The sequence below is a fragment of the Rhizobium sp. C4 genome (assembly GCF_021026315.1).
In the GTDB taxonomy this organism is placed as follows: Bacteria; Pseudomonadota; Alphaproteobacteria; order Rhizobiales; family Rhizobiaceae; genus Ensifer_A.
In genome coordinates, this window is record NZ_JAJNCX010000003.1 from 83,825 (window position 1) to 109,210 (window position 25,386).

General features: G+C 62.0%; 26 protein-coding genes. 19 read left to right on the forward strand and 7 right to left on the reverse strand.

What is annotated here, in order from left to right; all coding sequences use genetic code 11:
* Positions 1-6: 6 nt before the first annotated feature.
* The 3 genes from LQK84_RS06770 to LQK84_RS06780 all read right to left on the reverse strand — a co-directional run bounded on the left by LQK84_RS06770 (position 7) and on the right by LQK84_RS06780 (position 4,211).
* Positions 7-1,149, reverse strand: coding sequence for an ABC transporter permease (locus LQK84_RS06770; protein WP_230827934.1), 1,143 nt, complete (start codon positions 1,147-1,149; stop codon positions 7-9).
* A 1-nt stretch (position 1,150) separates the two neighbouring features.
* Complete coding sequence (locus LQK84_RS06775; protein WP_230827935.1) at positions 1,151-2,245, reverse strand: microcin C ABC transporter permease YejB; 1,095 nt, start codon at positions 2,243-2,245, stop codon at positions 1,151-1,153.
* Positions 2,246-2,348: 103 nt separating this feature from the next.
* Positions 2,349-4,211, reverse strand: a complete 1,863-nt coding sequence (locus LQK84_RS06780; RefSeq protein WP_230827936.1) for an extracellular solute-binding protein — start codon at positions 4,209-4,211, stop codon at positions 2,349-2,351.
* Positions 4,212-4,408: 197 nt separating this feature from the next.
* Here LQK84_RS06780 and mepA point away from each other — a divergent pair, with 197 nt between their 5' ends.
* The 5 genes from mepA to LQK84_RS06805 all read left to right on the forward strand — a co-directional run bounded on the left by mepA (position 4,409) and on the right by LQK84_RS06805 (position 8,666).
* Complete coding sequence (gene mepA, locus LQK84_RS06785; protein ID WP_442966903.1) at positions 4,409-5,548, forward strand: penicillin-insensitive murein endopeptidase; 1,140 nt, start codon at positions 4,409-4,411, stop codon at positions 5,546-5,548.
* An 88-nt stretch (positions 5,549-5,636) separates the two neighbouring features.
* Positions 5,637-6,011, forward strand: a complete 375-nt coding sequence (locus LQK84_RS06790; protein ID WP_230827937.1) for a methylglyoxal synthase — start codon at positions 5,637-5,639, stop codon at positions 6,009-6,011.
* A 34-nt stretch (positions 6,012-6,045) separates the two neighbouring features.
* On the forward strand, positions 6,046-7,074 hold the full coding sequence (locus LQK84_RS06795; protein WP_230827938.1) for a glucokinase: 1,029 nt from the start codon (positions 6,046-6,048) through the stop codon (positions 7,072-7,074).
* Between the two features lie 93 nt (positions 7,075-7,167).
* Positions 7,168-7,977: a 4-hydroxy-tetrahydrodipicolinate reductase gene (gene dapB, locus LQK84_RS06800; protein ID WP_442966926.1), complete on the forward strand. Its 810-nt coding sequence runs from the start codon at positions 7,168-7,170 to the stop codon at positions 7,975-7,977.
* A 53-nt stretch (positions 7,978-8,030) separates the two neighbouring features.
* On the forward strand, positions 8,031-8,666 hold the full coding sequence (locus LQK84_RS06805; RefSeq protein ID WP_230827940.1) for a 2,3-bisphosphoglycerate-dependent phosphoglycerate mutase: 636 nt from the start codon (positions 8,031-8,033) through the stop codon (positions 8,664-8,666).
* A 665-nt stretch (positions 8,667-9,331) separates the two neighbouring features.
* On the opposite strand, the gene LQK84_RS06810 is transcribed toward LQK84_RS06805, so the two are convergent.
* Positions 9,332-10,213 (reverse strand): methylated-DNA--[protein]-cysteine S-methyltransferase, encoded by an 882-nt coding sequence (locus tag LQK84_RS06810; protein WP_230827941.1) that lies wholly within the window; start codon positions 10,211-10,213, stop codon positions 9,332-9,334.
* A gap of 229 nt (positions 10,214-10,442) precedes the next feature.
* On the opposite strand from LQK84_RS06810, the gene LQK84_RS06815 reads away from it, so the two are divergent.
* Together LQK84_RS06815 and LQK84_RS06820 are read left to right on the forward strand one after the other, a co-directional pair.
* Complete coding sequence (locus LQK84_RS06815) at positions 10,443-10,865, forward strand: thiol-disulfide oxidoreductase DCC family protein (RefSeq protein WP_230827942.1); 423 nt, start codon at positions 10,443-10,445, stop codon at positions 10,863-10,865.
* A gap of 53 nt (positions 10,866-10,918) precedes the next feature.
* Positions 10,919-12,652, forward strand: coding sequence for an SDR family oxidoreductase (locus tag LQK84_RS06820; protein WP_230827943.1), 1,734 nt, complete (start codon positions 10,919-10,921; stop codon positions 12,650-12,652).
* On the opposite strand, the gene LQK84_RS06825 is transcribed toward LQK84_RS06820, so the two are convergent.
* Positions 12,615-13,127: a DUF2244 domain-containing protein gene (locus LQK84_RS06825; RefSeq protein ID WP_230827944.1), complete on the reverse strand. Its 513-nt coding sequence runs from the start codon at positions 13,125-13,127 to the stop codon at positions 12,615-12,617. The two genes, LQK84_RS06820 and LQK84_RS06825, sit on opposite strands and share 38 nt — an antisense overlap.
* 22 nt (positions 13,128-13,149) lie before the next feature.
* Here LQK84_RS06825 and nth point away from each other — a divergent pair, with 22 nt between their 5' ends.
* Positions 13,150-13,911, forward strand: coding sequence for an endonuclease III (gene nth / locus LQK84_RS06830; protein WP_230827945.1), 762 nt, complete (start codon positions 13,150-13,152; stop codon positions 13,909-13,911).
* On the opposite strand, the gene LQK84_RS06835 is transcribed toward nth, so the two are convergent.
* Positions 13,904-14,614, reverse strand: coding sequence for a sulfate transporter family protein (locus LQK84_RS06835; protein WP_230827946.1), 711 nt, complete (start codon positions 14,612-14,614; stop codon positions 13,904-13,906). The genes nth and LQK84_RS06835 overlap by 8 nt on opposite strands.
* An 83-nt stretch (positions 14,615-14,697) precedes the next feature.
* Positions 14,698-15,516 (reverse strand): 2', 3'cyclic nucleotide phosphodiesterase SpdA, encoded by an 819-nt coding sequence (gene spdA / locus LQK84_RS06840; RefSeq protein WP_230827947.1) that lies wholly within the window; start codon positions 15,514-15,516, stop codon positions 14,698-14,700.
* A 229-nt stretch (positions 15,517-15,745) separates the two neighbouring features.
* Between spdA and LQK84_RS06845 the strand changes: the two genes are divergently transcribed.
* The 11 genes from LQK84_RS06845 to cheT all read left to right on the forward strand — a co-directional run bounded on the left by LQK84_RS06845 (position 15,746) and on the right by cheT (position 25,350).
* Positions 15,746-16,417: a FecR family protein gene (locus LQK84_RS06845; RefSeq protein WP_230827948.1), complete on the forward strand. Its 672-nt coding sequence runs from the start codon at positions 15,746-15,748 to the stop codon at positions 16,415-16,417.
* A 373-nt stretch (positions 16,418-16,790) separates the two neighbouring features.
* Positions 16,791-18,446, forward strand: a complete 1,656-nt coding sequence (locus LQK84_RS06850) for a methyl-accepting chemotaxis protein (RefSeq protein WP_442966905.1) — start codon at positions 16,791-16,793, stop codon at positions 18,444-18,446.
* A 72-nt stretch (positions 18,447-18,518) separates the two neighbouring features.
* A complete protein-coding gene (locus LQK84_RS06855; protein ID WP_230827950.1) occupies positions 18,519-18,806 on the forward strand; it encodes an STAS domain-containing protein in 288 nt (95 codons plus the stop codon).
* Between the two features lie 13 nt (positions 18,807-18,819).
* The gene (gene cheY1 / locus LQK84_RS06860; RefSeq protein ID WP_109855772.1) at positions 18,820-19,185 is read left to right on the forward strand and encodes a chemotaxis response regulator CheY1; all 366 of its coding nucleotides are present in this window, start codon (positions 18,820-18,822) and stop codon (positions 19,183-19,185) included.
* Positions 19,186-19,206: 21 nt separating this feature from the next.
* A complete protein-coding gene (locus LQK84_RS06865; protein ID WP_230827951.1) occupies positions 19,207-21,528 on the forward strand; it encodes a chemotaxis protein CheA in 2,322 nt (773 codons plus the stop codon).
* A gap of 30 nt (positions 21,529-21,558) precedes the next feature.
* Positions 21,559-22,026: a chemotaxis protein CheW gene (locus LQK84_RS06870; RefSeq protein WP_230827952.1), complete on the forward strand. Its 468-nt coding sequence runs from the start codon at positions 21,559-21,561 to the stop codon at positions 22,024-22,026.
* Complete coding sequence (gene cheR / locus LQK84_RS06875) at positions 22,023-22,931, forward strand: protein-glutamate O-methyltransferase (RefSeq protein ID WP_230827953.1); 909 nt, start codon at positions 22,023-22,025, stop codon at positions 22,929-22,931. The genes LQK84_RS06870 and cheR overlap by 4 nt, the downstream gene beginning before the upstream one ends.
* Positions 22,928-23,986, forward strand: coding sequence for a protein-glutamate O-methylesterase CheB (gene cheB, locus LQK84_RS06880; RefSeq protein ID WP_230827954.1), 1,059 nt, complete (start codon positions 22,928-22,930; stop codon positions 23,984-23,986). Before cheR ends, cheB begins: the two co-directional genes overlap by 4 nt.
* A complete protein-coding gene (locus LQK84_RS06885) occupies positions 23,986-24,375 on the forward strand; it encodes a response regulator (protein WP_112628459.1) in 390 nt (129 codons plus the stop codon). Before cheB ends, LQK84_RS06885 begins: the two co-directional genes overlap by 1 nt.
* On the forward strand, positions 24,372-24,932 hold the full coding sequence (gene cheD, locus LQK84_RS06890; RefSeq protein WP_230827955.1) for a chemoreceptor glutamine deamidase CheD: 561 nt from the start codon (positions 24,372-24,374) through the stop codon (positions 24,930-24,932). Before LQK84_RS06885 ends, cheD begins: the two co-directional genes overlap by 4 nt.
* Positions 24,933-24,957: 25 nt before the next feature.
* On the forward strand, positions 24,958-25,350 hold the full coding sequence (gene cheT / locus LQK84_RS06895) for a chemotaxis protein CheT (protein WP_230827956.1): 393 nt from the start codon (positions 24,958-24,960) through the stop codon (positions 25,348-25,350).
* The last annotated feature ends 36 nt before the right edge of the window (positions 25,351-25,386 follow it).

Genomic DNA, 25,386 nt, shown 5'->3' on the forward strand with positions numbered 1-25,386 from the left:
TCGGCGTTACACCGCCTTGCGCGGATCGAACGCGTCGCGCACCGCCTCGCCGATGAAGATCAGCAGTGACAGCATCAGCGACATGGTGATGAAGGCCATGATGCCGAGCCAGGGGGCCTGCAAGTTGTTCTTGCCCTGCGCGATCATTTCACCGAGCGAGGGCGAGCCGGGCGGCATGCCGAAGCCAAGGAAGTCGAGCGAGGTCAGCGTCGAGATCGAGCCCGACAGGATGAAGGGCAGGAAGGTCAGCGTCGCCACCATGGCGTTGGGCAGCAGATGGCGGAACATGATCGTGCCATTGCCCACGCCAAGCGCGCGGGCGGCGCGCACATATTCGAAATTGCGGGCGCGCAGGAATTCCGCCCGCACCACGCCGACAAAGGCGGTCCAGGAAAAGAGCAGCATGATGCCGAGCAGCACGAAGAAGCCGGGCGGCAGGATCGCCGCGATGATCAGCAGAATGTAGAGCACCGGCATCGAAGACCAGATCTCGATGAAGCGCTGCATCAGAAGATCGGTCCAGCCGCCGAAATAGCCCTGCACCGCGCCCGCGGTGACGCCAATGACGGCGGATGCAATCGTCAGCGCCAGGCCGAAGAGCACCGAGATGCGGAAGCCATAGATCAGCCGCGACAGCACGTCACGCGCCTGATCGTCGGTGCCGAGCCAGTTCATGTTGCCGATGATGCAGCCGGGATCGGCAACACCTTGCGGATAGGCCGAGCAACGCTCTTCCTTGCTCATCAGCCAGAACGGGGCGGTCGGGGCGGAGTGCGGCACATAGGAATTGACCGAATTGTAGGAGTAGCGGATCACCGGCCAGATCATCCAGCCATGCGCATCAATCTCGCCGGCAATATCGGTCGATTTGTAATCGGTCGTGGCGAGAAACCCGCCGAACTTCTCTTCCGGATAGTTCACCAGAACCGGAAACAGGATCTCGCCCTTGTAGGAGACGATCAGCGGCTTGTCGTTGGCGATCAGTTCTGCCCCGAGGCTGAGGATGAAGATCACCATGAAGATCCAGAACGACCAGTAGCCGCGCCGGTTGGCCTTGAAATTCAGCCAGCGCCGCTTGTTGGCGGGCGAGAGAAACGGCCGCTTCGGCGGGGCGGCGACGATGGCGATCTCTGCGGGCGTGTCGACCATATCAGACATCCCTCTTGTCGAAGTCGATGCGCGGATCAACCCAGGTATAGAGCAGGTCGGAAATGAGCCCGACGACAAGGCCGATCAGCGAGAAGATGAAGAGTGTTGCGAAAACAATCGGATAGTCTCGCTTGACGATGGCGAAATAGCCGAGCCGGCCGAGCCCGTCGAGCGAGAAGATATTCTCGATCAAAAGCGAACCGGTGAAAAAGGCCGAGATGAAGGCGCCCGGAAAACCGGCAATGATGATCAGCATCGCATTGCGGAAGACATGGCGGTAGAGCACCTGCCGGTCGGTCAGCCCCTTGGCGCGCGCCGTCACCACATATTGCTTGCGGATTTCGTCGATGAACGAATTCTTCGTCAGCAGCGTCGTCGTGGCAAAGGCCGAAAGCGCCAGCGAGATCAGCGGCAGGGTCAGGTGCCAGAAATAGTCGCCGATCTTCTGATACCAGGTGAGGTCGGCAAAATTGTCGGAGACGAGGCCGCGCAACGGAAACCAGTCATAGAAGGACCCGCCGGCGAACAGCACGATCAGCAGGATGCCGAAGAGAAAGCTCGGCACGGCATAGCCGATGATGATCACGCCCGATGTCCAGACGTCGAAGGCCGAGCCGTCGGAAATCGCCTTCTTGATGCCAAGCGGGATGGAAATCATATAGGAGAAGATCAGGATCCAGACGCCGAGCGAGGCCGAGACGGGCAGGCGATCCTTGATCAGGTCCAGCACTTTCTCGTTGGAAAAGAAGCTCTCGCCGAAATCGAAGCGGATATAGTCCCACATCATCTTGCCGAAGCGCTCGAGCGGCGGCTTGTCGAAGCCGAACTGCTTTTCCAGCCGCTTGACGAGATCCGGGTCGAGCCCCTGCGCGCCGCGATATTTGGAATCGAGATCGGCGCCCGCCATGTTCTGGCTGCCGAAATCGCCGCCGCCGGAAAGCCGGTCTTCCGCGCCCTTGCCCTGACCCGTCAGGTCGGCAATCGCCTGCTCGATCGGCCCGCCGGGGGCAAACTGCACGACGGCAAAGGAAATCGCCATGATGCCGACGATGGTCGGTATGATCAGGAGGAGGCGGCGTAGGATATAGGCGCCCATACTATCGGCGATCTCCGTGCGTCATTAAGTGTTTCAGGCCGTCCGTCGCGCTCGAATCGCGACATTGGCAGTTGGAATCCCTGTGGGACCGAAACGCAAGCACCTATTTCTTGGCCGCGTCCACCGACCACCAGATGGTCGGGAAACCACTGCTGTAGGTCGGCAGGTCCTTCGGGTGCGCCATCTTCTTCCAATAGGCAAACTTCTCCTCGCCCGAATAGAAGAGCGGCACGACATAATGGTTGGCGAGCAGAACGCGATCCATTGCATGGATCGCCGCGACCTGCTCGTCGCGATCCTTGGCGCTCGTGATCATGTCGATCAGCTGGTCGACGGCGGGGTCAGCGATGCCGGCGTAGTTCTGCGAGCCGGGCGTGTTGGCGGACTCGGAGCCCCAATAGCCGCGCTGTTCATTGCCGGGGTTCATGGACTCGCCCCAGACATTCCAGATCATGTCGTAGTCGAAGCTGCGGACGCGGTTGATATATTGGGACGTGTCGACGGTGCGCAGCGTCGCGGTAATGCCGATCTTGGCAAGACTGTTGACGAAGGGCTGGATGGAACGCACCAGCGACGGGCTGCTCAGGAGGATTTCAAAGCCGAAGGGCTGGCCGGTCTTGACGTTGACCATGCGGTTGCCCTTGAGCTCGTAGCCGGCGGCCTTGAAAAGCGCGATGGCTTTCTTGAGATTGTCGCGCACCTTCTGCGGATCGCCATTCACCGGATTGGTATAGGGCGTGGTGAAGACCTCCGGCGGAACCTTGTCCTTGAGACCGTTGAGGATTTCGAGTTCCCGGCCCTGCGGCAGGCCGGAAGAGGCAAGCTCCGTACCCCAGAAGAAGCTGTCGACGCGCTTCAACCCGCCATAGGCGAGGTTCTTGTTCATATCCTCGAAGTCGAAGGCATAGTTCAGTGCGTCACGAACGCGCGCATCCTTGAACAGGTCGCGGCGCATGTTGGGCACCAGCGCCTGCATGATGCCGGTGGCGCGGAACCGGTTCGGCAATGCCTCGCGGATGATCCGCCCGTCCTTCACGGCTTCGAAATCGTAGCGGGTGGCCCAGCGGCTGGCGCTCTTCTCCTGATAGAAATCAATGTCGCCGGCCTTGAAGGCCTGGAACTCGGCTTCCGGGTCGGTGAAGTAAACGTAGGTCACCGTGCCGAAATTGTTCGAGCCGACATTGGTCGGCATGGTCGCGCCCCAATAGTCCTTGCGCAATTCATAGCGGATGGTCGAGCCCGGCTGCATGGAGGCAACCTTGTAGGGGCCGGAGCCCATGGGCAGTTCCAGCGTGCTCTTGGCAATGTCGCGCGGATTGCCATTGGCATCCTTGCCCTGCCACCAATGCTTGGGAAGGATGGACAGCTGGCCGACAATCTCCGGCAATTCACGATTGCCCTTCTGGTCGAAGGTGAAGGTCACTTCGCGTTCGCCGGTCTTCTCGGCGGATTTGACATGGCGGTAGTAGTTCGCAAGCCGCACGCTATTGGCCTTGGCGCTGTCGAAACTGAAGATCACGTCTTCGGGCGTGACCGGTTCGCCATCGGCCCATTTCGCTTCCGGCCGCAGCTTGAAGCTCACGGATGAGTAATCGTCCGGATAGGAAATCGCCTCTGCCAGCAGACCATAGGAGGTCATGACCTCGTCCATCGAAGGCGTCAGCAGCGTTTCATAAATGCGCTCCATGCCATCGGCCGGTGCGCCCTTGTCGATCAGCGGATTGAAACTGTCGAACGTGCCCTCGTTGGAAAGGCGCAGCTCGCCGCCCTTCGGCGCATCGACGTTCACATAGTCGAAATGCTTGAAATCGGCCCCGTATTTCGGCGTGCCGAACAGGGTGAGCGCATGCCGCCAGACTTTATCGGGAGCCTTGTCCTGGGCCTGAACGGGCGGTGGCGAAAACGCCGCGATGGCCAGCAGACCAGCCAGACCGAGGATTGCGCGCTTCAAGCCGCCATTGAGCATTCATTCGTCTCCCTGAATCGTCATGCCCCACAAACATAAATGAAATCAGGTCAAAATATAGGCCCGCTGCCATCCTTGGCGACGACGGCTTGGCGCAAGGGGATTCCCGTTATGCTTCCGCATCGGTAGAATTGCCGCAAATCAATTTCATGGGTAGCGGCCGGAAACCTTCTGACAGCCGCCACGGGATAGCCTTCATGATGCAGTTTCGCAAAGTCGCTCTCGTTGTCGCAGCCCTCATGCCGACCTTGGCCGACTTGGTGGAAGCCGCCGACAACCGGCCGGCCAAGGCGACATTCGGGGCGATGACGCTTGGTTCTTCGCAGGAACCGCAGCCCATCGGCTTCTACGCCAAGGGCTGCCAGGCGGGCGCGGTGCAATTGCCCTATGACGGGCCGAGCTGGCAGGTCATGCGGCTGGAGCGCAACCGCCGCTGGGGCCAGCCGCAGATGATCTCCTTCATCCAGCAATTCTCCCGCGATGCCACGCGGGATGGCTGGCCGGGTCTGCTGATCGGCGACATTTCCCAGCCGCGCGGCGGGCCGATGGTCAATGGCCATGCCTCGCACCAGATCGGGCTCGATGCGGATATCTGGCTTTCGCCGATGCCGCGTCAGCGCCTCTCGGGAGAAGAGCGCGAGAAACTCGCCGCCGTCTCCATGCTGAAGAAGGGCGAATATCTGACCATCGACAATCGCAACTGGAGCAGCGGTCAGGCCCGGCTGATCATGCGCGCGGCAAGCTATCCGCAGGTGCAGCGCGTCTTCGTCAATCCGGCGATCAAGAAAAAGCTCTGCGAAACATGGACCGGCGACCGCTCCTTCATGGGCAAGGTCCGCCCCATTGGCGGCCATGATTCCCATTTCCATGTCCGGCTCTTCTGCCCGCCGGGCGTTGCCAATTGCAAGGCGCAGCCCGAGGTCCAGCCGGGCGATGGCTGCGGCAAGGATCTCGACGCCTGGTTCGCGCCACGCACCGTCAAGAAACCGACCTCGCCGATCAAGCCGCCGCCGAAGCCGCGCATCATCACGGTGGGCGATCTCCCGCCCGCCTGCCAGGCCGTGCTCGCCTCATCGGCACGGCGTGGCGACGACAACATGGGCATGCCCTATGCGCCGCTGGCTTCCGCCGACTCCAGCGTCGGCACGCCGATCACCACACTTGCCGCCTACCGCGAGAAGATGACCGGCCCCGCCGCCATGGCAACCGCCGCCATGCCCGAAAACCCGTCCACTGTGGCAACGGCCGCCGATCCGGCCCCGACGAGCGCCGCCGCTGCACCGTGGATCGCCCTGCCGGAAAAGGTGCCGGTGCCGCGGGTTCGCCCGGTGCATTGAGCGGATCGTGCGGCCCCGGGGCTTTTCAACGGCGCAGCGTTCCTGTAATGCCTAAACCGATTTAAATTCCGATCCTGCAGGAGTTTCCATGGCGGAAGACCGGGCAATCGCGCTCATTGCGCATGACCAGAAAAAGGCCGAGATGGCGGATTTCGCCGCCCGCCATGTCGAGATTTTGCAGCGTCACCGGCTGGTCGCGACCGGAACGACGGGCGGCCGCATCCTGGAAGTGTGCCCCAATCTCGACCTGACGCGGCTGAAAAGCGGACCGCTCGGTGGCGACCAGCAGATCGGCGCATTGATCGCGACTGGCGAGATTTCCATGCTGATTTTCTTCACCGATCCTTTGACGCCCCTGCCGCATGATGTAGATGTCAAGGCACTGACGCGTCTTGCGACCGTTTACGACGTTCCGATGGCGCTGAACCGCGCCACGGCGGAACTGCTGATCGACAAAATCTGACCCGCGCTCTCGGGCGCTGACGAGACTTGATGACATGGCCAGAGCGAACGACCACGACGCCACCCTTCCGTTCCCGATCCTGATTGGCGATATCGGCGGCACCAATGCCCGCTTCGCGCTTCTGGTCGATGCCTATGAACAGCCGAAGTTCTTCCCGAACGTCCACACGGCCGATTTCGCAACGATGAACGAGGCAATCCAGGCGAGCGTGCTGGACAAGACCTCGGTGCAGCCGCGATCGGCCATCCTTGCAATTGCCGGCCCCATTCAGGGCGATGAAATTCCGCTGACCAATTGTCCCTGGGTGGTCAAGCCGAAGGAAATGATTTCAGACCTCGGCTTCAGCGATGTCCTCGTCATCAACGATTTCGAAGCGCAGGCGCTGGCGATTGCATCGCTGGGCGCGACAGACCGCGAGCAGATCGGCGGCGGCGCAAGCCTCGCATCCGCCTCGCGCGCGGTTCTTGGGCCGGGCACCGGCCTCGGCGTTGCCGGCCTTGTCTATGCCCAGCATGCCTGGATCCCGGTTCCGGGCGAGGGTGGTCATATCGATGTTGGCCCGCGCACGGACCGCGATTATCAGCTCTTCCCGCATTACGAGCCGATCGAGGGGCGCATCTCCGCCGAGCAGCTGCTCTGCGGCCGTGGCCTCGTGAACATCTATCACGCCGTCTGCACGGTCGATGGCATCGAGCCCGTGCTGAAGACGCCGGCGGATGTCTCCACCGCTGCCCTGTCGGCCACGCCGGACAAGGCGGCAGCCGAAACGCTGACGCTGTTCTCCACCTATCTCGGCCGCGTTGCGGGCGATTTCGCGCTGACCTTCATGGCCAAGGGCGGCGTGTTCCTGGCGGGTGGCATCTCGCAGAAGATCATCCCGGCGCTCAAGGGCCCTGCCTTCCGCGCCGGCTTCGAGGACAAGGCGCCCCACACGGCCGTCATGCGCCAGATCCCGACCTATGTCGTGACCCATCCGCAGGCAGCCCTTTCCGGGCTTGCCGATTACGCCCGCACGCCGGCCCGTTTCGGGCTCGCCTCCGAAGGACGCCGCTGGCGCGGCTGAACGACCAAGGGACGGGTGGCCAAGGCGCATTCGTCCGGTTATAGAACTGGGAAAAATGTAAGGGACGGAAACGCCATGGACGATGGAATGGATATGCGGCTGGTGGTTGTCGGTGCGGCAGGACGCATGGGACAGACGCTGGTCAAAGCCATTCATGCCATGCCGGGCGTCACGCTCTCGGGCGCCATCGAGCGCCCCGGTTCCTTCGCCCTTGGTCGCGATATCGGCGAGATCGCCGGTCTCGGGCATCTCGGAATTCCCGTAACCGACGATCCGCTCAAGGCCTTTGTCGCTGCCGATGGCGTCATCGATTTCACCTCGCCCGCCGCCACCTGCGACTTCGCCGAACTAACCGCCCAGGCGCGCATCGTCCACATCATCGGCACGACCGGCCTTTCCGAAGACGACGAGAAGAAGATTGCGGCCGCCGCCCGCCACGCCCGCATCGTCAAGTCCGGCAATATGAGCCTTGGCGTCAACCTGCTCGGCGTTCTCGTGCGCCAGGCGGCGAAGGCGCTCGACGCTGCCGGCTGGGATATCGAGGTGCTGGAAATGCACCACAAGCACAAGGTCGATGCACCCTCCGGCACCGCCTATCTGCTCGGCCGCGAGGCTGCCAAGGGCAGGGGCGTGGACCTGAAGGACAAGGCCGTGAAGGTGCGCGACGGCGTCACCGGCCCGCGCGAGGACGGCACGATCGGCTTTGCGACGCTCCGCGGCGGCGGCGTCATCGGCGACCATTCGGTGATGTTTGCCAGCGAAAGCGAGATGATCACGCTGTCGCACCGTGCCACCGATCGTTCGCTCTTCGCCTCCGGCGCGCTGAAATCCGCGCTTTGGGCACGCGACAAGAAGCCCGGCCTTTATTCGACGCTCGACGTGCTCGGGTTGTCCGCAGACTGATTTTTTAAAAACGGCTCGCTTTCGCGGGCCGAACTTTTGTGAGGAAGACGACGATGAGTGGAACGCTTGTACTGGTCCGTCACGGCCAGAGCGAATGGAACCTGAAGAACCTCTTCACCGGCTGGCGCGACCCGGACCTGACCGAACTCGGTGTCCAGGAAGCCACCGCCGGCGCCAAGGCGCTTGCCGATTACGGCATCAAGTTCGACATCGCGTTTACCTCGGACCTGACCCGCGCGCAGAAGACCTGCAAGATCATCCTCGACGGCGTCGGCCAGCCGAACCTCGAGGTCATCAAGGATCAGGCGCTCAACGAACGCGACTACGGCGACCTTTCCGGCCTCAACAAGGACGACGCCCGCGCCAAATGGGGCGAAGAGCAGGTCCATATCTGGCGCCGCTCCTATGACGTTCCCCCGCCGGGCGGCGAAAGCCTGAAGGACACCGGCGCCCGCGTCTGGCCCTATTACATGACCGAAATTCTCCCCCGCGTGCTACGCGGCGAAAAGGTACTGGTCGCCGCCCACGGCAATTCGCTCCGCTCCCTCCTCATGGTCCTCGACCGCCTCGACTCGACCAAGATCCTCGGCGTCAACCTCGCGACAGGTGTCCCGATGGTCTACAAGCTGAACGCGGACTCGACGGTCGCTTCGAAGGAAGTGCTCGGGGATATGTCCGGGGCGCATTGAGGCGAAAACGAACCTCATTCGAAACCACGCTTGAACTCGGAAGTTTCTGAGAGCAAGGCGTGGTTTTTTGTATCAGTGGGGCTAGTATCAGGCCGTGTACTGCCAGTCCATGCAGAACCATGACCACGCGTTTATCAGTGTAGCAAACCGCCTCGGTAGCTCGGAGCCGTCAAGAGCCCGATCCATGTTCTTCTTGTATTGCTTCACATAGCTGATGAATTGATGAATGACAGGGTATGCAAGCAGCGTACTTCCGCAGAAGCCTACGGCGGCGTCCTCACGGGGCAGCGGGAATACCTTCTGACATACGTCGATGTTACCGCCACCCGACAATCGGCTGTCTGAGCAGAATACAAGCTCAGAACCTCCTGGCAATCGACGCTCCCATGCAATCGTTATCGTCATCGGTCACCAGGTTGGTGAGAATATCAATCAGAGCGAGTACGCTCAATGTACCTCAGACATTGATTTACTGCCAGAGCCGAAAATCAAGTCAAAAACTTCGCTGTGGCCACGGTGAGATAAAGAGGCCGCAGCGACAGAGGCTTGCTTCGCCACCGCGTAGCGAAATTGCCCGACTGAAATGTTATCTAAGCGAACTGTCAGCTTGCGGATAACCAACTGGGTAGAGCGTGCGGAGGAATCGAGGGCTCAAAGCCGCCCCCTCAAGCCTTCCCCGCCTCCCAGCCCAGCATGGCGCGCTTGCGCGTCAGTCCCCAGTGATAGCCCGTCAGCGCGCCGGATTTGCCGAGCGCACGATGACACGGCACCACGAACGAGATCGGGTTGGCGCCCACCGCCGCCCCGACGGCGCGGCTGGCGGTCGGCTGGCCGATATGGCCGGCGATCGAGGAATAGGTGACGGCGCGGCCCATCGGGATCTTGAGCAGCTGCTCCCAGACCCGGATCTGGAAATCCGTCCCGATGAGCACCACGCGCAAAGGCTCTTCCTGCCGCCAGCGCTGAGCATCGAAAATGCGCGCCGCATAGGGTGCCGTTGCCGCACTGTCTTCGACATAGCGGGCATTCGGCCAGCGCCGCGCCATGTCCTCAAAGGCGGCGCGCTCGCCGCCCTCGTCGGAAAAGGCAAGGCCGGAAAGCCCGCGCGGCGTCACCATGACAAGCGCAATCCCGAACGGCGAGGGGTGGAAGCCATAGCGGATTTCCAGCCCCGCGCCCTTCGCCTTCCATTCGCCCGGCGACATGGCCTCATGCGTGACGAAAAGATCATGCAGCCGGCTCGGCCCGGACAAGCCCACCTCCAGCGAGGTGTCGAGCAGGGGCATGCCCTCGCGGCCAAGCAGCCGCTTGGCATGATCCAGCGTCACGGCCTGCAGGAAGGCCTTGGGCGAAAGCCCGGCCCAGCGGGTAAAGGTTTTCTGCAATTGCGTCGGCGACTGGCCAAGTTCACCGGCAAGCCGTTCCAGGGACGGCTGCGCCTGATAATCCTCGGTCAGCAGTTCGATCACCCGGCAGACCGTGTTGTAGTCGGAATCCTCCGGCGTGATGTCGCGGGCAAGAGCGGGATCGAAATGGGCAAGTGTCATGGCAAGTCTCCTTGGCCCTATCGATACCGCCGCCTGCGGTGCTCCTCCACCCGTTTCTTGCGTCGGCGCACCTGGAAAAGCGCTCTGCGGCTTTTTGTCAGGCATTTCGTAACGAGTTGCGGGTGTAAGGTTCTGTAAGTTGTGTTGAAGGCGCGGGCAATTTTGGGCAGTGTCTTTCTTGATCGAAGCCAGCCTCTGATGCTGGTGATCGCCGCCTTGGGAAAAACAGATGGCAGCAGACTTGTCTCAATCTCGGCCTGATGGCCCGATCATCCTCTTCGATGCGGAATGCGTCCTGTGCTCGGCCAATGCCCAATTCATCCTCAAGCATGACAGAACCGGGCATTTCCGGCTCGCCTCCATGCAGGGCAGTGTCGGTGACGCGCTTTACCGTACGTATGGCATGGACCCGAGCGATCCCGTCAGCATCTTGGTCGTCGATGGCGACAGGGTGCGGCAGGATAGCGACGCGGTTCTGAGCATTTACGAGGGGCTTGGCTATCCCTGGCGTCTGTTTTCCGTGTTTCGCCTCGTGCCGGCAGTCCTGCGCGACCCCGTCTATCGCTGGGTGGCGCGCAATCGCTATCGCCTGTTTGGCAAGCGCGAGGAATGCTGGATCGCGCCGCCGGCCTATCGGGACCGGATATTGTGAGCGGCGCGGCGAGAGGGTGACGCTCTTGCCGGCCATGAGGGAGCGGTTCCATCATGAAGATCATGATCTTGGGTGGCTATGGCGTTTTTGGCGGGCGGCTGGCCCAGCTGCTGGCCGATCTGCCTGAGCTTGAACTGCTGATCTGCGGGCGAAGCCTGCCACGCGCCGAAGCCTTCTGCGCCAGCTATCGTGGGTCGGCCCGGGTGTCTCCGCTGGCAGCCGATCGCCGCAACATTACCGCTGTGTTGCGCGCCCAGGCGCCTGATCTCCTCGTCGACGCCTCGGGGCCGTTCCAGGATTATGGAGCGGATCTATATGGCGTCATCGAGGCCTGCATCGCAGCGGGCGTCAACTATCTCGATTTCGCCGATGCGGCCGATTTTGTCTTTGGCGTCGACCAGTTCGATGATGCGGCCAAAGCGGCGGGTGTCTTTGTCCTTTCCGGTGTCAGCAGTTTTCCCGTGCTGACGGCCGCAGTGTTGCGGCACATGGCACAGTCGATGGAGATCCAGACCGTCGAGGGCGGCATCGCGCCGTCGCCCTATGCCGGAATAGGTCTCAATGTCATGCGCGCGGTGGTCGGCTATGCCGGTGCGCCGGTGAAGCTCAGGCGAAACGGCAAGTCGGGCCATGGTATCGGCCTTGCGGAAAGCAGGCGCTTCACGGTCGCCATTCCGGGCCGGATGCCGCTTCGCAACATTCATTTCTCGTTGGTCGATGTGCCGGATTTGCAGGTTCTGCCGCCCGAACATCCGACCATGACGGACATCTGGATGGGGGCTGGGCCCGTGCCGGAATTCCTTCATCGCATGCTCAATCTTCTGGCAAAGGCCCGGGCGCGCTGGTCGCTTCCTTCGCTCGAACCGCTGTCGCCCTTGTTTTATGCCGTGCTGAACCGCCTGCGCTTTGGCGAGCATCGCGGCGGCATGTATGTCAGGGCCACCGGCGTGGCTGACGGTCAACCGAGGCAAATGAGCTGGCACCTTCTGGCGGAAGGTGACGACGGTCCGTTTATCCCCTCCATGGCCATCGAGGCGCTCATTCGCCGGCTGCTGGCCGACAAGCGGCCGGAGGTCGGAGCCCGCCCGGCGACGCGAGCGCTGGAGCTCGAAGATTATGATCGCCTGTTCCATGATCGGACCATCTTTACGGGTATCCGCCACGAGATGCCCGATGCGCCCATCTATCGGCAGCTGCTCGGTTCTGCATTCGATGCGCTGCCGCCGCGCCTGAAGGAAATCCACGATTCAGGCCGTCAGCAGACCTGGGAGGGCGTTGCCTCCGTGCGTCGAGGCGGCGGCTTGCTCGCCCGTGCCCTGGCGGCCCTCTATGGTTTCCCCAAGGCAGCGGCGCAGGTCCCGGTGAGCGTGTCCTATGTCGCCGCCCATGGTGTCGAACACTGGACGCGCAGCTTTGGCGGCAAGCGCTTTTCGTCCGCCCAGTTCCTCGGCACCGGCAAGGAGCAATATCTGCTCATCGAGCGCTTCGGCTTGGTCTCCGTCGCGCTCTCACTGGTCAAGGAGGGCGACTGCCTCTATTTCGTGCCGCGGCGATGGTCCATGGCGGGCCTGCCCTTGCCGGCTTTCCTTCTGCCGTCGGGCAAGAGCTTTGAAACCGAGAGCGAAGGCCGTTTCTGCTTCGACGTCGAAATTTCAGCGCCGCTGATCGGCACAGTCGTGGCCTATCGCGGAACGCTGCTGCCGGCAGGTCATGAGGAAAAACCGCATCCTGCGGTCGCGGCCGAGGAGACTAAATCCGCTGCTTCACCGTTGCCAGCGCGCGGGTGAGGTCGCTCGCCAATTGCTCGCGGGCTTCCGGATAAAGGAAGTCGCCGAGCGGCGTTTCGCGGCCCTGTCCGGCAACGCACATCGAGGTGATGCCAATTTCGGGGTGGCGGGCGATCTTCAGCTTGGCCCAGAATGGATTGTAGCGCGCCTCGCGCACGATACCGTTGGGGGCGATCTTGCGGATGGTGAGGTCGAGGCGGGAGAGGCGGATCTGTTCACGGGCGCGGGCGGAGCGATAGTTCAGCCAGAAGGCGCCATAGAGCAAGACGAAATCGAGGCCGAAGAAGAGCATGATCGGCCAGGCGCCCACCGTCATGAAGAAGAGCACATGCACGAGGCTCAACACGCCGGTGATCGCGAAGAGAATGCGGAAGCCTTTGCGCCCGAGCGAGCGATGCGGGACAAGCTCGGTTTCATAAACCGGGCGCTCGCTCATATGCTCGTTGAGGCCAATCGTGCCGTTGCCATCGCTCATGGGGCTCGATTATAGGGGAAGCATGAAAAACGGAAAGCAGATTTCGCAAATATCAAGCCGGACAAAGGGTCGCGCCAAACGGGTGAAGACGGCCTATACGCAGGACGAATTGCGCGAGATCTTCCGCCGCTTCTCCGTCCAGCGGCCGGAGCCGAAGGGCGAGCTGGAACATGTGAACCCGTTCACGCTCGTCGTGGCGGTTGCGCTCTCCGCGCAGGCCACCGATGTCGGCGTCAACAAGGCGACGCGCGCGCTGTTCAAGGTCGCCGATACGCCGCAGAAGATGCTCGATCTGGGTGAAGAGACCGTCCGCGATTACATCAAGACGATCGGGCTCTATCGCAACAAGGCGAAGAACGTGATTGCGCTGTCGCAGAAGCTGATCGACGATTTTGGTGGCGAAGTGCCGAAGACGCGGGAAGAGCTGATCACGCTGCCGGGCGTTGGCCGCAAGACGGCCAATGTCGTCATGTCCATGGCTTTCGGCATTCCGACCATGGCGGTCGATACCCATGTTTTCCGCATCGCCAATCGCTTGGGGCTTGCCCCCGGCAAGACGCCGGATGAGGTCGAGGAAAACCTCTTGAAGGTGATCCCGGAAGACTATCTCTTCCATGCGCACCACTGGCTGATCCTGCATGGGCGCTATACCTGCAAGGCCCGCAAGCCCGAATGTCAGGTCTGCGTCATTGCCGATATCTGCAAGTCGGCGGAAAAGACCAATGCGGTCCCGGCGGAGCTGAAAGAGCTGCCGCCGCAATTCTCCGACGAAGCGATTATTTGAACGCCGGATCGCGCGCCGACAGCATCTTGTGCAGATGAACCATCAGTCCGGCCGCAAAGAGTGGCGTCAAAAGGTTGAGGATCGGGATCGCCAGGAAAAGCGCGATGGCAAAACCGCCCATCAGCACGGTCTGCCAGTGCTTGGAGCGGAAGTCGCGCGCGGCCTGCGGCGAACGGAAGCGCATGGCGGCGAATTCGAAGAATTCCCGGCCCAGCAGGTAGCCGTTGACGATGAAGAAGGCGATGAGGTTCACGCCCGGCACCAGCAGCAGAAACAGCGCGAAGATATTGCCGACGATGACGATGCCGAGAAAACGCACGGCCGAGGCGAGCGATTCCCCGAGCGGCATGGCAACGCCCGGCGCATCATTCGGATAGTCGCGCTTTTCGACGACCTCGGCGACGTCATCGAGAAAGAAGCCGGCAATCACGGCGGTCACGGGCGAGATCAGCAGGGCAAGCCCCAGAGCCAGCCCGATGCTGGCCAGAATGCCGAAGACGAAACCGAGCCAGCCGGCCCAGTCGGGAATGCCGGGCAGCAGCTGGTCAAGCCATGGCAGGGCGAGCCAGATGAAGAGGTTACGCAGCAGGATCCAAAGCACGGCCAGCGCCAGAAGCGTCAGGCCCAGCACCTTCCAGAAGACGCTGCGCGTCTCCTGCGCAAAGAGATTTGCGAGCGCCAGTCGGGCAGCGTCCATCACCATGTCTGTCTCCATGCCGAGATATTCGGCTGGAAGAATGTAGGCACTGATGCCCTGACCGCCAAGTGCTGCGGTGCAGCAGAGCCTCAGTATTTCGCCGGTGCCGGATCGCGCTTGGCGATCTCGTAGTCCTCGTTATGCACCTGCAGCCCGTGTTCCGTCGTCACGACGATGCCGTAGGCGGCAGGTTCATCGACAGACAGCGAGGCATCCGGCATGTCGAAGGGCATCGGCTGCTGGTGAACCGGGCTTTTCAGGATCGAATACGGGATGCCACGATGCGAGCCGTTGATCGTGCGGTGGACATGGCCCGCGAAGATGTGGCGGACATTACCATAACTCTCGACGAGATCGTAGAAATCGCCTTCGTTGATCAGCTTGATCAGGTCCATTCCTGTGAAGCCGGTCTTGTGCGGCGGATGGTGCAGGAAGATGAGAACCGGCTTGCCGGCCTCCCTGGCCGCTTTCAGTTCCGCCTCGAGCCACCGCATCCGCTTGTTGCAGAGAAAGCCCGCATGGGTGATCGGATAGTCGTAAGGCGGCGCGAAGAGGGAATCGAGGATCAATGCGCGGCAATCGGCAAAGTCGAGCGCGCGCTGCACGAAGCCATGGTCGTCGGTCGCCGTGTCGGTGAAGACCGAGAGAAAATTCTCGCGGTTGTCGTGATTGCCGACGGCGAGATAGAGCGGCGGCGTCAGCTGGTCGAGCAGCGTCTTCAGGCGGGCGTAGGAGACGACATCGCCATGGTGGGCGAGGTCGCCCGTCACGATCACGCCATCGGCATCCGGGTGGTAGGCATTGACATGGGCAATGCCCGTTTCCAGCCGCTTGAACGGGTCGAGCCCGATGATGGTTTCGCCTTCCGGCACCATGTGGAGGTCGGTGAAAACTATCAGTTTCGTCATGAAATCAACTCGTTCGATGGGTTGCGCCGATTGCGGACCGACGGCAGGAATTGGGCTGGACTGTTGCTGTCCGCAGCCGCTTCGTCAAGCCATGCAAGGAAACATCTGTTACCGAAGAAACAGCGTTGACGATCTGATGCTGCCACACTTGCGGCACGTGCCGGCATCTCTATTCTGGGGGCGGGGAGCGAGAGGGAAGATGGCCATGCCAGTCGCATCGGAGACGAGAATGCCGCGCCTTTCACGCCGAGCCTTTGTCGGCGGGATCGCCGGAGGCGTCGTCCTCGGCGTCGTCGGCCCGGCTGTGGGCGATGTCGCGCTCGGCAGGGTGCTCTCGATCGATGGCGAACTCACCCGCAACAATCCGGCACGCATGGAAGCCCTGACGGTGGGCGCAAGCCTCATGGAAAGCGACCTGCTGGCCACGGGGCGGGAGAGTTTTGCGCGGCTGAAGCTCGGCGCGGACACCGACATCCTTCTCGGTCCAGAGACCGAACTGCTCATCGACCGCTATCTCGCCGGACAGGGTGGCGAACTGCAGCTGATGTCGGGGAAGATGCTGTTCGACCGGCCGGAGGGCTTGCCCAAGATCGATCTCACGGTGAAGACCACCTTCGGCATGATCGGCGTGCGCGGGACGAAGTTCTATGCCGGGCCCCTCAAGGGCATCTTCTCCGTCTATGTCGAACATGGCCGGATCGACGTTTCCAACGCCGGTGTTTCACGGCGGGTCACGGCCGGCGAGGGGCTGGACATTCCGCCGCCGAAAGGCGACGTTCGGTCGCTTGGAAACAACGCCAAGGATGCGGCCGCCATCGCGCGTCTTGCCGTCCCGAGCCTGCCCTCGCGATGGGCTGAGGCGAAGGTAAAGGACGCCTACGCGAGCGTCGGGCTGCGTTAACCTCCCTTAATTTCCCACCACTAGTTCTAGCGAGGCGCCGGTCTCCGGAAGCCCAATTTCAGAGTTTGCCGGGCCGAATTAACCTTCAGGCAAGGAATTAACCATAAGGATTAAGACGGGCCGGAGTGGGACAACTGTTTGGGTCGGACAAGGGACAAGAACCTTGGCGATCGGAAGCCTGAAAATTCAGCGGACGCGCATGGCGCTCCTGCTGGAGGACGAGGCGGATGGGGGTTCCAGGCATGATGCTTTTCCGCTGCGCCGGGATTTGTCCGGCATGTGATTGGGGTTGATTGGCAGTAGTTGTGTCGCCAGCCGGATGCGCGGATCTCAGGTTCGCCGCCGACCGGTTGAGGGCAGGTCCCTCGGGATCATGACGGTCGGTCGCCTCGCCTGGTGTTCAGTGGGACGTGATTTGGAAAACGGGGCTCAAAACGATCGGACGCAGCGGCAGCAGGCAGGCAGCTTGTTCGAACGGCTGCGCTTTGCCGGTCTCGAGGCCGAGCAGACCGATTTTCTCCGCAAGCACCGCGACAGTCTCATTCCCGAGATCGAAAAGGGTCTCAAGGCGCTGTTCGAGCGCTACCAGTCCTCCACCGAGGCCTCCGCACAATTCGAAAGCGACCGCCAGCTCGACCGGCTGCACAGCCTGATGTCGTCGCACTGGGCGGTCCTGTCCGACGCCCGTTTCGACAGTCTCTATGCAGAGCGCGTCAAGGTTCTGTCCGATGCCGAAGGCCGCATGGGGCTCGACCCGCGCTGGCACATCGCCGGCCACTCCGTCGTTCTGGAACACATGATCACCGGTGCGCTCGCCGCCCGCTGGCCGAAAAAGTGGTTCGGCCGCAAGCATGCCAGCGCTCAGGAAGCCGAGGCACTGGTCAAGTCGATCGTCCGCCTGGTCATGGTCGATCTGGAAATTGCCGTCTCGCTGCGCTTCAACGAGCTGCGCATCGGCCACAAGCAGGCCCTCAAGGAACAGCGCGAGGAGATCGAAACCGCGAACGTCGAACTGTTTGCCGACACGGTCGAGGCGCTCGCCAACAAGGACCTGACCGTGCGCCTGCGCACCGACGGGCCGGAGAACTATGCGGACCTGACGCAGCGCTTCAACGAGGCACTGGATCGGCTGCGCGAGGAAATCGACGCGACGAATGCCCGCAACCGCCAGGGCCATGAACTGGCCGAAAACGTCACGTCGCTGTCGAAGCAGGCTGCCGATGTCGCCGCCGATTGCGCCCGCCGCATCGACCTCGGCGTTACCGGCCTGAAGGATCTGACCGAAGGCGTGAACCGCAACGCGGTGCGCTCCGTCGAAGCGGAGCGGCATGTGGGCGAAACCCGCGTTGCCGTCGAACGCAGCGGCGAGATCGTCGGCGAGGCGATTGCCGCCATGGCCGACATCGAGGCGTCGGCTGAAAAGATCGGCGAGATCATCGGCGTCATCGACGACATCGCCTTCCAGACCAATCTTCTCGCGCTGAATGCCGGCATTGAAGCTGCCCGCGCCGGGGATTCCGGCCGCGGCTTTGCCGTTGTCGCACAGGAAGTCCGCGCACTTGCGCAGCGCTCCGCGGATGCGGCGCGCCAGATCAAGACGCTTGTCAGCGAAACCAAATCCCAGGTCGACTCCGGCGTGCAGATGGTTGGCCGCACCCAGTCCGCCATCGGCGACATCGTGCGTCAGGTCCAGGACATCAGCGCTGCCGTGACCGGCATTGCCCGCGATTCCGGCGAGCACGCCCGCGGCCTCGACCATTCCATGGCTGCCTTCTCCGAGATCCGGCGCGAAGCCTCGCGCGGCGCCGAGATTGCACTGAGCTCGCGTGCAAAGTCCGACGATCTGCACACTGTGATCCTTGAACTCGGCGACACCATCCGCTCGTTCCGCGTCGCATCGCGCGAGCCGGAGCGTCGGCCAGCCGCTCAGGTCAGGCGTCAGCCCGCTGTCGAGCTCGACAGCCGCGACGACGATCGCGCCTATCTGCCGCAGCCTTCCCACCTCGCAGGTCTGGGGGGTGGGCGATGAGCGACACCATCACATCACTCGGGCTCCGGGCCGAGGCAACCAACATATCGTTGCGCAATGAGGGACAACCGAATGGCTAGCAAGAAACCGGCCGCCGCAAAAAGTCTGAACCTGGCCCCGGTCCTCGATCTGAACGAGGCCACGGCTCTGCACGGCAAGTTGATGGCGCTGCGTGGCAGCGACCTGATGATCGATGCGTCGGGTGTTGAACGTGTCGGCGCCCAGTGCGTCCAGGTTCTCATGGCCGCAAAGAAGAACTGGGACGAAGATAAATTGACTTTCAAATTTTCGAAGGTCTCCGACACATTCAATAAGACGATGCAACTCATTGGCATCAATATCGAGCCCCTGCTGGCATAGGAGAATACCTAAAATGAAAAAGAAAGTACTTACGGTTGATGATTCCAGAACGATCCGGAACATGCTTCTCGTGACGCTGAACAACGCCGGATTTGAAACGATCCAGGCCGAGGACGGCATCGAAGGGCTCGAAGTCCTTGAAGACGCCAATCCGGACGTGATCGTGACGGACATCAACATGCCGCGTCTCGATGGCTTCGGCTTCATCGAAGGCGTGCGCAAGAACGACAAGTTTCGGGCGATCCCGATCCTCGTTCTGACGACCGAAAGCGACGCGGAAAAGAAGAACCGCGCCCGCCAGGCCGGTGCGACCGGCTGGATCGTAAAACCGTTCGACCCGACCAAGCTGATCGATGCAATTGAGCGCGTAACGGCCTGACCGCCTACCCGGGATACTCCAATGGATATGAACGAAATCAAAGAGATCTTTTTCCAGGAGTGCGAGGAACAGCTCGCGGAACTGGAATCTGGTCTTCTTAAGCTGAATGACGGTGATCGCGATCCGGAAACAGTCAACGCTGTGTTCCGAGCCGTTCACTCGATCAAGGGCGGCGCCGGCGCATTTGGTCTGGACGACCTGGTGGCCTTCGCGCACGTCTTCGAGACCACGCTCGATTGCGTTCGATCCAACAAGCTCGATCCCGGGCCGGAAGTGCTCAAGACGATGCTGAAGTCGGCCGACGTTCTCGCCGACCTCACCGCAGCATCCCGCGATGGCGGAACGGTGGATCCCTCCAGGACCAGCGTTCTGGTGAAGGAGCTCGAAGCTTTGGCAAGCGGTCAGGTGCCAGCCCCGACCGCCGAAGCTCCCGCGCCCGTCGCCCCGCCCGCACCGAAGCCCGCAGCCGCCGCAGCGCCGAAGCCCGCCGCTGCAGCGCCCGCCGACGAAAGCGGTTTCCAGCCGATCCCGTTCTCCTTCGACGATTTCGGCGGCGACGAAGCCGAGGCTCCGGCCATGGAGATCCCGCTTTGCGACGTGATCTTCAAGCCGCGTCCGGAACTCTATTCCAAGGGCAATGAAGCGGCCCTCCTGCTGCGCGACCTGTCGCGCATCGGCGAGATGAGCATCTATTGCGACATGGAAGCACTGCCGCCGCTCGATCAGATGGATCCGGAAGGCGCCTATTTCTTCTGGAAGATCGCGATCCGCACGGAGAAAGGCGAAGAGGGCGTCCGCTCGGTCTTTGAATTCGCCGAGTGGGATTGCGACCTCGAAGTGAAGGTCCATGAAGTCGCCGCCGAAGGCAGCGATGAAGAAGAGCTGCCGATGCAGCCGGTGCCCTTCGATCTGTCCGCGCTCGACGATGTCGATGCGGACCATGACCACCACGACGATCATGGCGATCACCACCAGGAAGACGTTGCCGCGGCCATCGAAGCCGCAAAGGTCGCCGCTTCGGTTGTCACCATGACTGCCAAGACCGAACAGGCAGCGCCCGTGCAGGCCGCCGCCGCGAAGCCTGCCGCCGCGGCCGCTGCTGCCGGCAACGCCGAATCAGGCGGTTCTGCCGGTGCCAACCCGACGATCCGTGTCGATCTCGACCGCGTCGATCGCCTGATCAACCTCGTCGGCGAGCTCGTCATCAACCAGGCGATGCTCTCGCAGAGCGTCATCGCCAACGAGACCTCCGGCGCCAGCACCATCAACACGGGCCTGGAAGAGCTGCAGCAGCTCACCCGCGAAATCCAGGACAGCGTGATGGCCATCCGCGCGCAGCCTGTGAAGCCGGTCTTCCAGCGCATGTCGCGTATCGTCCGCGAAGTGGCCGACATGGTCGGCAAGTCGGTTCGTCTGGTCACCGAGGGTGAAAACACCGAAGTGGACAAGACCGTCATCGACAAGCTCGCCGAGCCGCTGACGCACATGATCCGCAATGCCGTCGACCATGGCCTGGAAATGCCGGAAAAGCGCCTGGCGCTCGGCAAGAACCCGGAAGGCACGGTCAAGCTCTCGGCCAAGCATCGTTCGGGCCGCATCGTCATCGAACTGTCTGACGACGGCGCCGGCATCAACCGCGAGAAGGTCCGCCAGAAGGCGATCGACAACGATCTCATCACGTCGGAAACCAACCTTTCGGATGAAGAGATCGACAACCTGATCTTCCATCCGGGCTTCTCCACCGCCGACAAGATCACCGACGTGTCGGGTCGCGGCGTGGGCATGGACGTGGTCAAGCGCTCGATCCAGGCGCTCGGCGGCCGCATCAACATCTCCTCGCGCCCCGGTCAGGGTTCGACCTTCACGATGAGCCTGCCGCTGACGCTCGCCGTTCTCGACGGCATGGTGGTCACGGTCGCCGGCCAGACGCTGGTCGTTCCGTTGACGGCTATCGTCGAGACGCTGCAGCCGGAAGCTTCGGCGATCCACTCCTTCGGCGCCAGCCAGCGCCTGATCTCGATCCGCGACAGCTTCTGCCCGCTGGTCGATGTCGGCCGCATCCTGAACTTCCGGTCCGCTCAGGCCAACCCGACCGACGGCGTGGCGCTGCTGGTCGAATCCGAAAGCGGCGGTCAGCGCGCCCTCATGGTCGATGCGATCCAGGGCCAGCGCCAGGTGGTCATCAAGAGCCTTGAAGCCAACTATACCCACGTTCCGGGTATCGCTGCCGCAACCATCCTTGGCGATGGCCGCGTGGCGCTCATTCTGGACGTGGATGCGGTGGTCGCAGCTTCGCGCGGACAGGCGCTGGGCGGTGACGGCGCATTGGCGGCGGCAAGCTAAAGTTCGAGTGTGTGAGAGACGAGTTCTGACATGACGATTGGTGCAAAGAATCTGATGAGGGGTGCAAGAGAGCTGATCGCTTTCCGCATTGGCGATCAGGAATTTTGCGTGAACATCATGATCGTTCGCGAAATCCGTGGCTGGACGAAGGCGACACCGATGCCGCATTCGCCGCACTACATGATGGGCGTGATCAACCTTCGCGGTGCGGTCCTGCCGATCATAGATCTCTCTCTTCGCCTCGGTATGAAACCGGCGGAGCCGAACCCTCGGCACGTCATTATCGTGGTGCAGATTGGCGACAAGATCGTCGGTCTGCTCGTCGATGCTGTCTCGGACATCCTGAGCATCACCGACGACAATATTCAGCCGATACCCGAGGTCTCCGCGGAGTTCGTGCGTGCCTTTGCACGCGGGATCATCGCCGTGGAAGGCCGCATGATTTGCCTGCTCGAGCTCGATGCGCTTGTCCAGGGTAACGAAAGCGAAGCTGCATGACGAGTACCCTTGCGATAGATCCGAAACTGCCGGGCGACGAGTTTCTCGCGAACGGAGAGTTTCCGCTGACCCGGCGGGACCTCGCCGACATTGCGGCGATGATCTACGCCGACGCCGGCATTTTCCTGAACGAGACCAAGGCCTCGCTCGTCTATTCGCGTCTGTCGAAACACATCCGCAAGCTGGGCCTGAGAAGCTTCCGCGAATATTGCGCCCTCGTCGCATCGCCGGAAGGTGCCGGCGAGCGCCGCGAGATGCTCTCCTATCTCACGACCAATTTCACGCGCTTCTTCCGCGAGAACCATCACTTCGAGCATCTGCGCGACGAGGTCCTGCCGGAACTTTTCGCCCGCGCCAAGTCTGGCGGTCGCGTGCGCATCTGGTCGGCCGCCTGCTCGGACGGGCAGGAGCCCTATTCGATCGCGCTGACGATTCTCTCGCAACTGCCGAATGCGGCGGACTACGACATCAAGATCCTGGCAACCGATATCGATCCCAAGATCCTCGCCATCGCCCGCGAAGGCGCCTACGATCAGAACGCGCTGGAAACCGTCAGCGCCGACATGCGCCGGCAGTGGTTCAAGCCCGTGGACAGCGGCGCGCGCCAGAAATGGCGGATCGACGATCGGGTCAAGCGCCTGATCACCTTCAACGAGCTGAACCTGATGACGGACTGGCCGTTCAAGGGCAAGTTCGACGTCATCTTCTGCCGCAACGTCGTCATCTATTTCGACGAGCCGACGCAGACGCGCATCTGGTCGCGCTTCTCCGAGCAGCTTCCGCCCGGTGGTCACCTCTATATCGGTCACTCCGAACGGGTAACCGGCGAAGCGAAGAACCGCTTCGACAATATCGGCATCACCACCTATCGCCTGCATGGCCCTGCTGTCAGGAGGCCTGCATGAGCGCGCCCGCAAGAGTCCTCGTCGTCGATGATTCACCCACCATGCGTGGGCTGATCTCGGCCATCCTGAGCTCCGATCCCGATGTCGATGTCGTTGGCCAGGCCGGCGACGCCATGGAAGCGCGCGAAGCGATCAAGCGTCTCAATCCCGACGTCGTCACGCTGGATATCGAGATGCCCAACATGAACGGGCTCGATTTCCTCGAGAAGATCATGACGCTCCGGCCTATGCCGGTCATCATGGTGTCCTCGCTCACCCATCGCGGCGCGGATGCGACGCTGGCCGCGCTTGAAATCGGCGCGTTCGACTGCATCGGCAAGCCGGTTCCCGGCGAGCCGCGTCCGTTCCATGATCTGGCCGAGAAGGTGAAGGCGGCTGCGCGCTCGAAGTATCGCCACGGTGGACCCGTAGCAGCGCCTGCCCGCCAGCAGCCCGCCAACATCAACAGCGAGAATGCCTATCGCGTCGGCCGCAAGATCGTTGCGATCGGTTCTTCGACCGGTGGCGTCGAGGCGCTCATCACGGTTCTCCAGAACTTCCCGGTGAATTGTCCGCCGACCGTGATCACGCAGCACATGCCACCCACCTTCACCAAGAGTTTTGCCGACCGGCTGAACCGTCTCTGCGCCCCCGCTGTCGAGGAGGCCCGTGACGGTGCCCGCCTCGAGATCGGCAAGATCTATCTTGCACCCGGCGGAGAACGGCATCTTCAGGTCGTCAATGCCAGTGCGCCGGCGTGCCGGCTGCTGGAAAGTACGCCCGTCAATGGACATCGTCCCTCCGTCGATGTCCTGTTCGACTCCGTGGCCGAACTGGCCGGGCGCAATGCCGTTGGCGTCATTCTGACAGGCATGGGCCGCGATGGTGCGGCAGGCCTTCTGAAAATGCGCTACGCCGGGGCGAGAACGATCGGCCAGGACGAAAAATCCTGCGTCGTTTACGGAATGCCAAGAGTTGCCCACGAATTAGGGGCGGTAGAACGTCAACTGCCGCTCGGGCACATCGGCGAAGAAATCTTGAAAATGACAGCAGCCCGGAAAGAAGGAAGCGAATAATGTCCATAGCCGAGAAGATCAAAGTTCTGATCGTGGATGATCAGGTCACGAGCCGTCTGCTCCTGAGCGATGCGCTCACGCAGCTTGGCTTCAAGCAGATTACTGTCGCCGGTGACGGCGAGCAGGGCTACAAGATCATGTCCCAGGCACCGCATCACCTGGTGATCTCCGACTTCAACATGCCCAAGATGGACGGCCTCGGCTTCCTCCAGGCCGTGCGCACCAATCCTGCCACGAAGAAGGCGGCGTTCATCATGCTGACAGCGCAGGGCGACCGCGCTCTCGTGCAGAAGGCGGCGCAGCTGGGCGCGAACAACGTCCTCGCCAAACCGTTCACCATTGAAAAGATGAAGGCCGCCATCGAGGCCGTATTTGGATCGCTGAAATGAATCTTGAGCTCCCGCCGCGTCGGATCAATATTATCCAGGGTGAATACAAGGTCTCCAACGACCCGAACGTCGTCATCACGACGATCCTCGGGTCTTGTGTAGCGGCCTGCATTCGCGACCCTTCCGTGGGCGTCGGGGGCATGAATCATTTTCTCCTGCCGGGCAGCACGGAAGCGCTGGCCGCAGGCGGGGATGCGACGCGCTACGGCGTGCACCTGATGGAGCTTCTGATCAACGGGCTGTTGAAACAGGGTGCGCGCAAGGATCGCATGGAAGCCAAGATCTTTGGCGGGGCAAAGACCATTGCAAGTTTCTCCAACGTGGGAGCGCAGAACGCCGAATTCGCGGCGCGCTTCCTCAGGGATGAAGGTATTAGCGTTGTCGGTTCGTCGACGGGGGGCGAACACGGACGCAAGCTGGAATTCTGGCCGGTCTCTGGCCGGGCACGCCAGCACGCGCTGACGGGGGTCGAAACTCAGCGCACGGTTGCACTCGAAACGCGTCCGGTCGCACCGGCGCCGAAGCCTGCAGTCGATACGTCGGTCGAATTCTTTTAAGAAATCAAGGTTGGGGGGGCGGCGTATGCGTCTCGATAAGGAAATGGCCCAGATGCAAGTAGACGAAGCCCTTCCGGAGGTCCTGATGCGGATCGTGTCGGAGCTCCATGACGTCGCCTATCTGATCGAACGCATCGAGCCGACGATCTCCAATACCGAGCACCCGGGCGTGCTCAACGAGGCCGATCGCATCAAGGTGCTGCAGGGTATCGATCTTGCGGTGCAAAAGACGCGGGGGCTCGCCGAATTCATCGACACCATCACCTCCGGAATCCCGGAAAACTGGCTGGTCGACACCACGGTTGCTCTCAGCCTCGTCAAGCTGGCAGACATGCAGAAGGCATTGAGCAATGCCGCGGCTCGCCACGGTCATTCGCAGCCGATCAACAAGGCTTCGGGCGACTTCGAATTCTTCTGAGTCGCTAGTACTCGGGATGCCTTCGGCCACCCGACA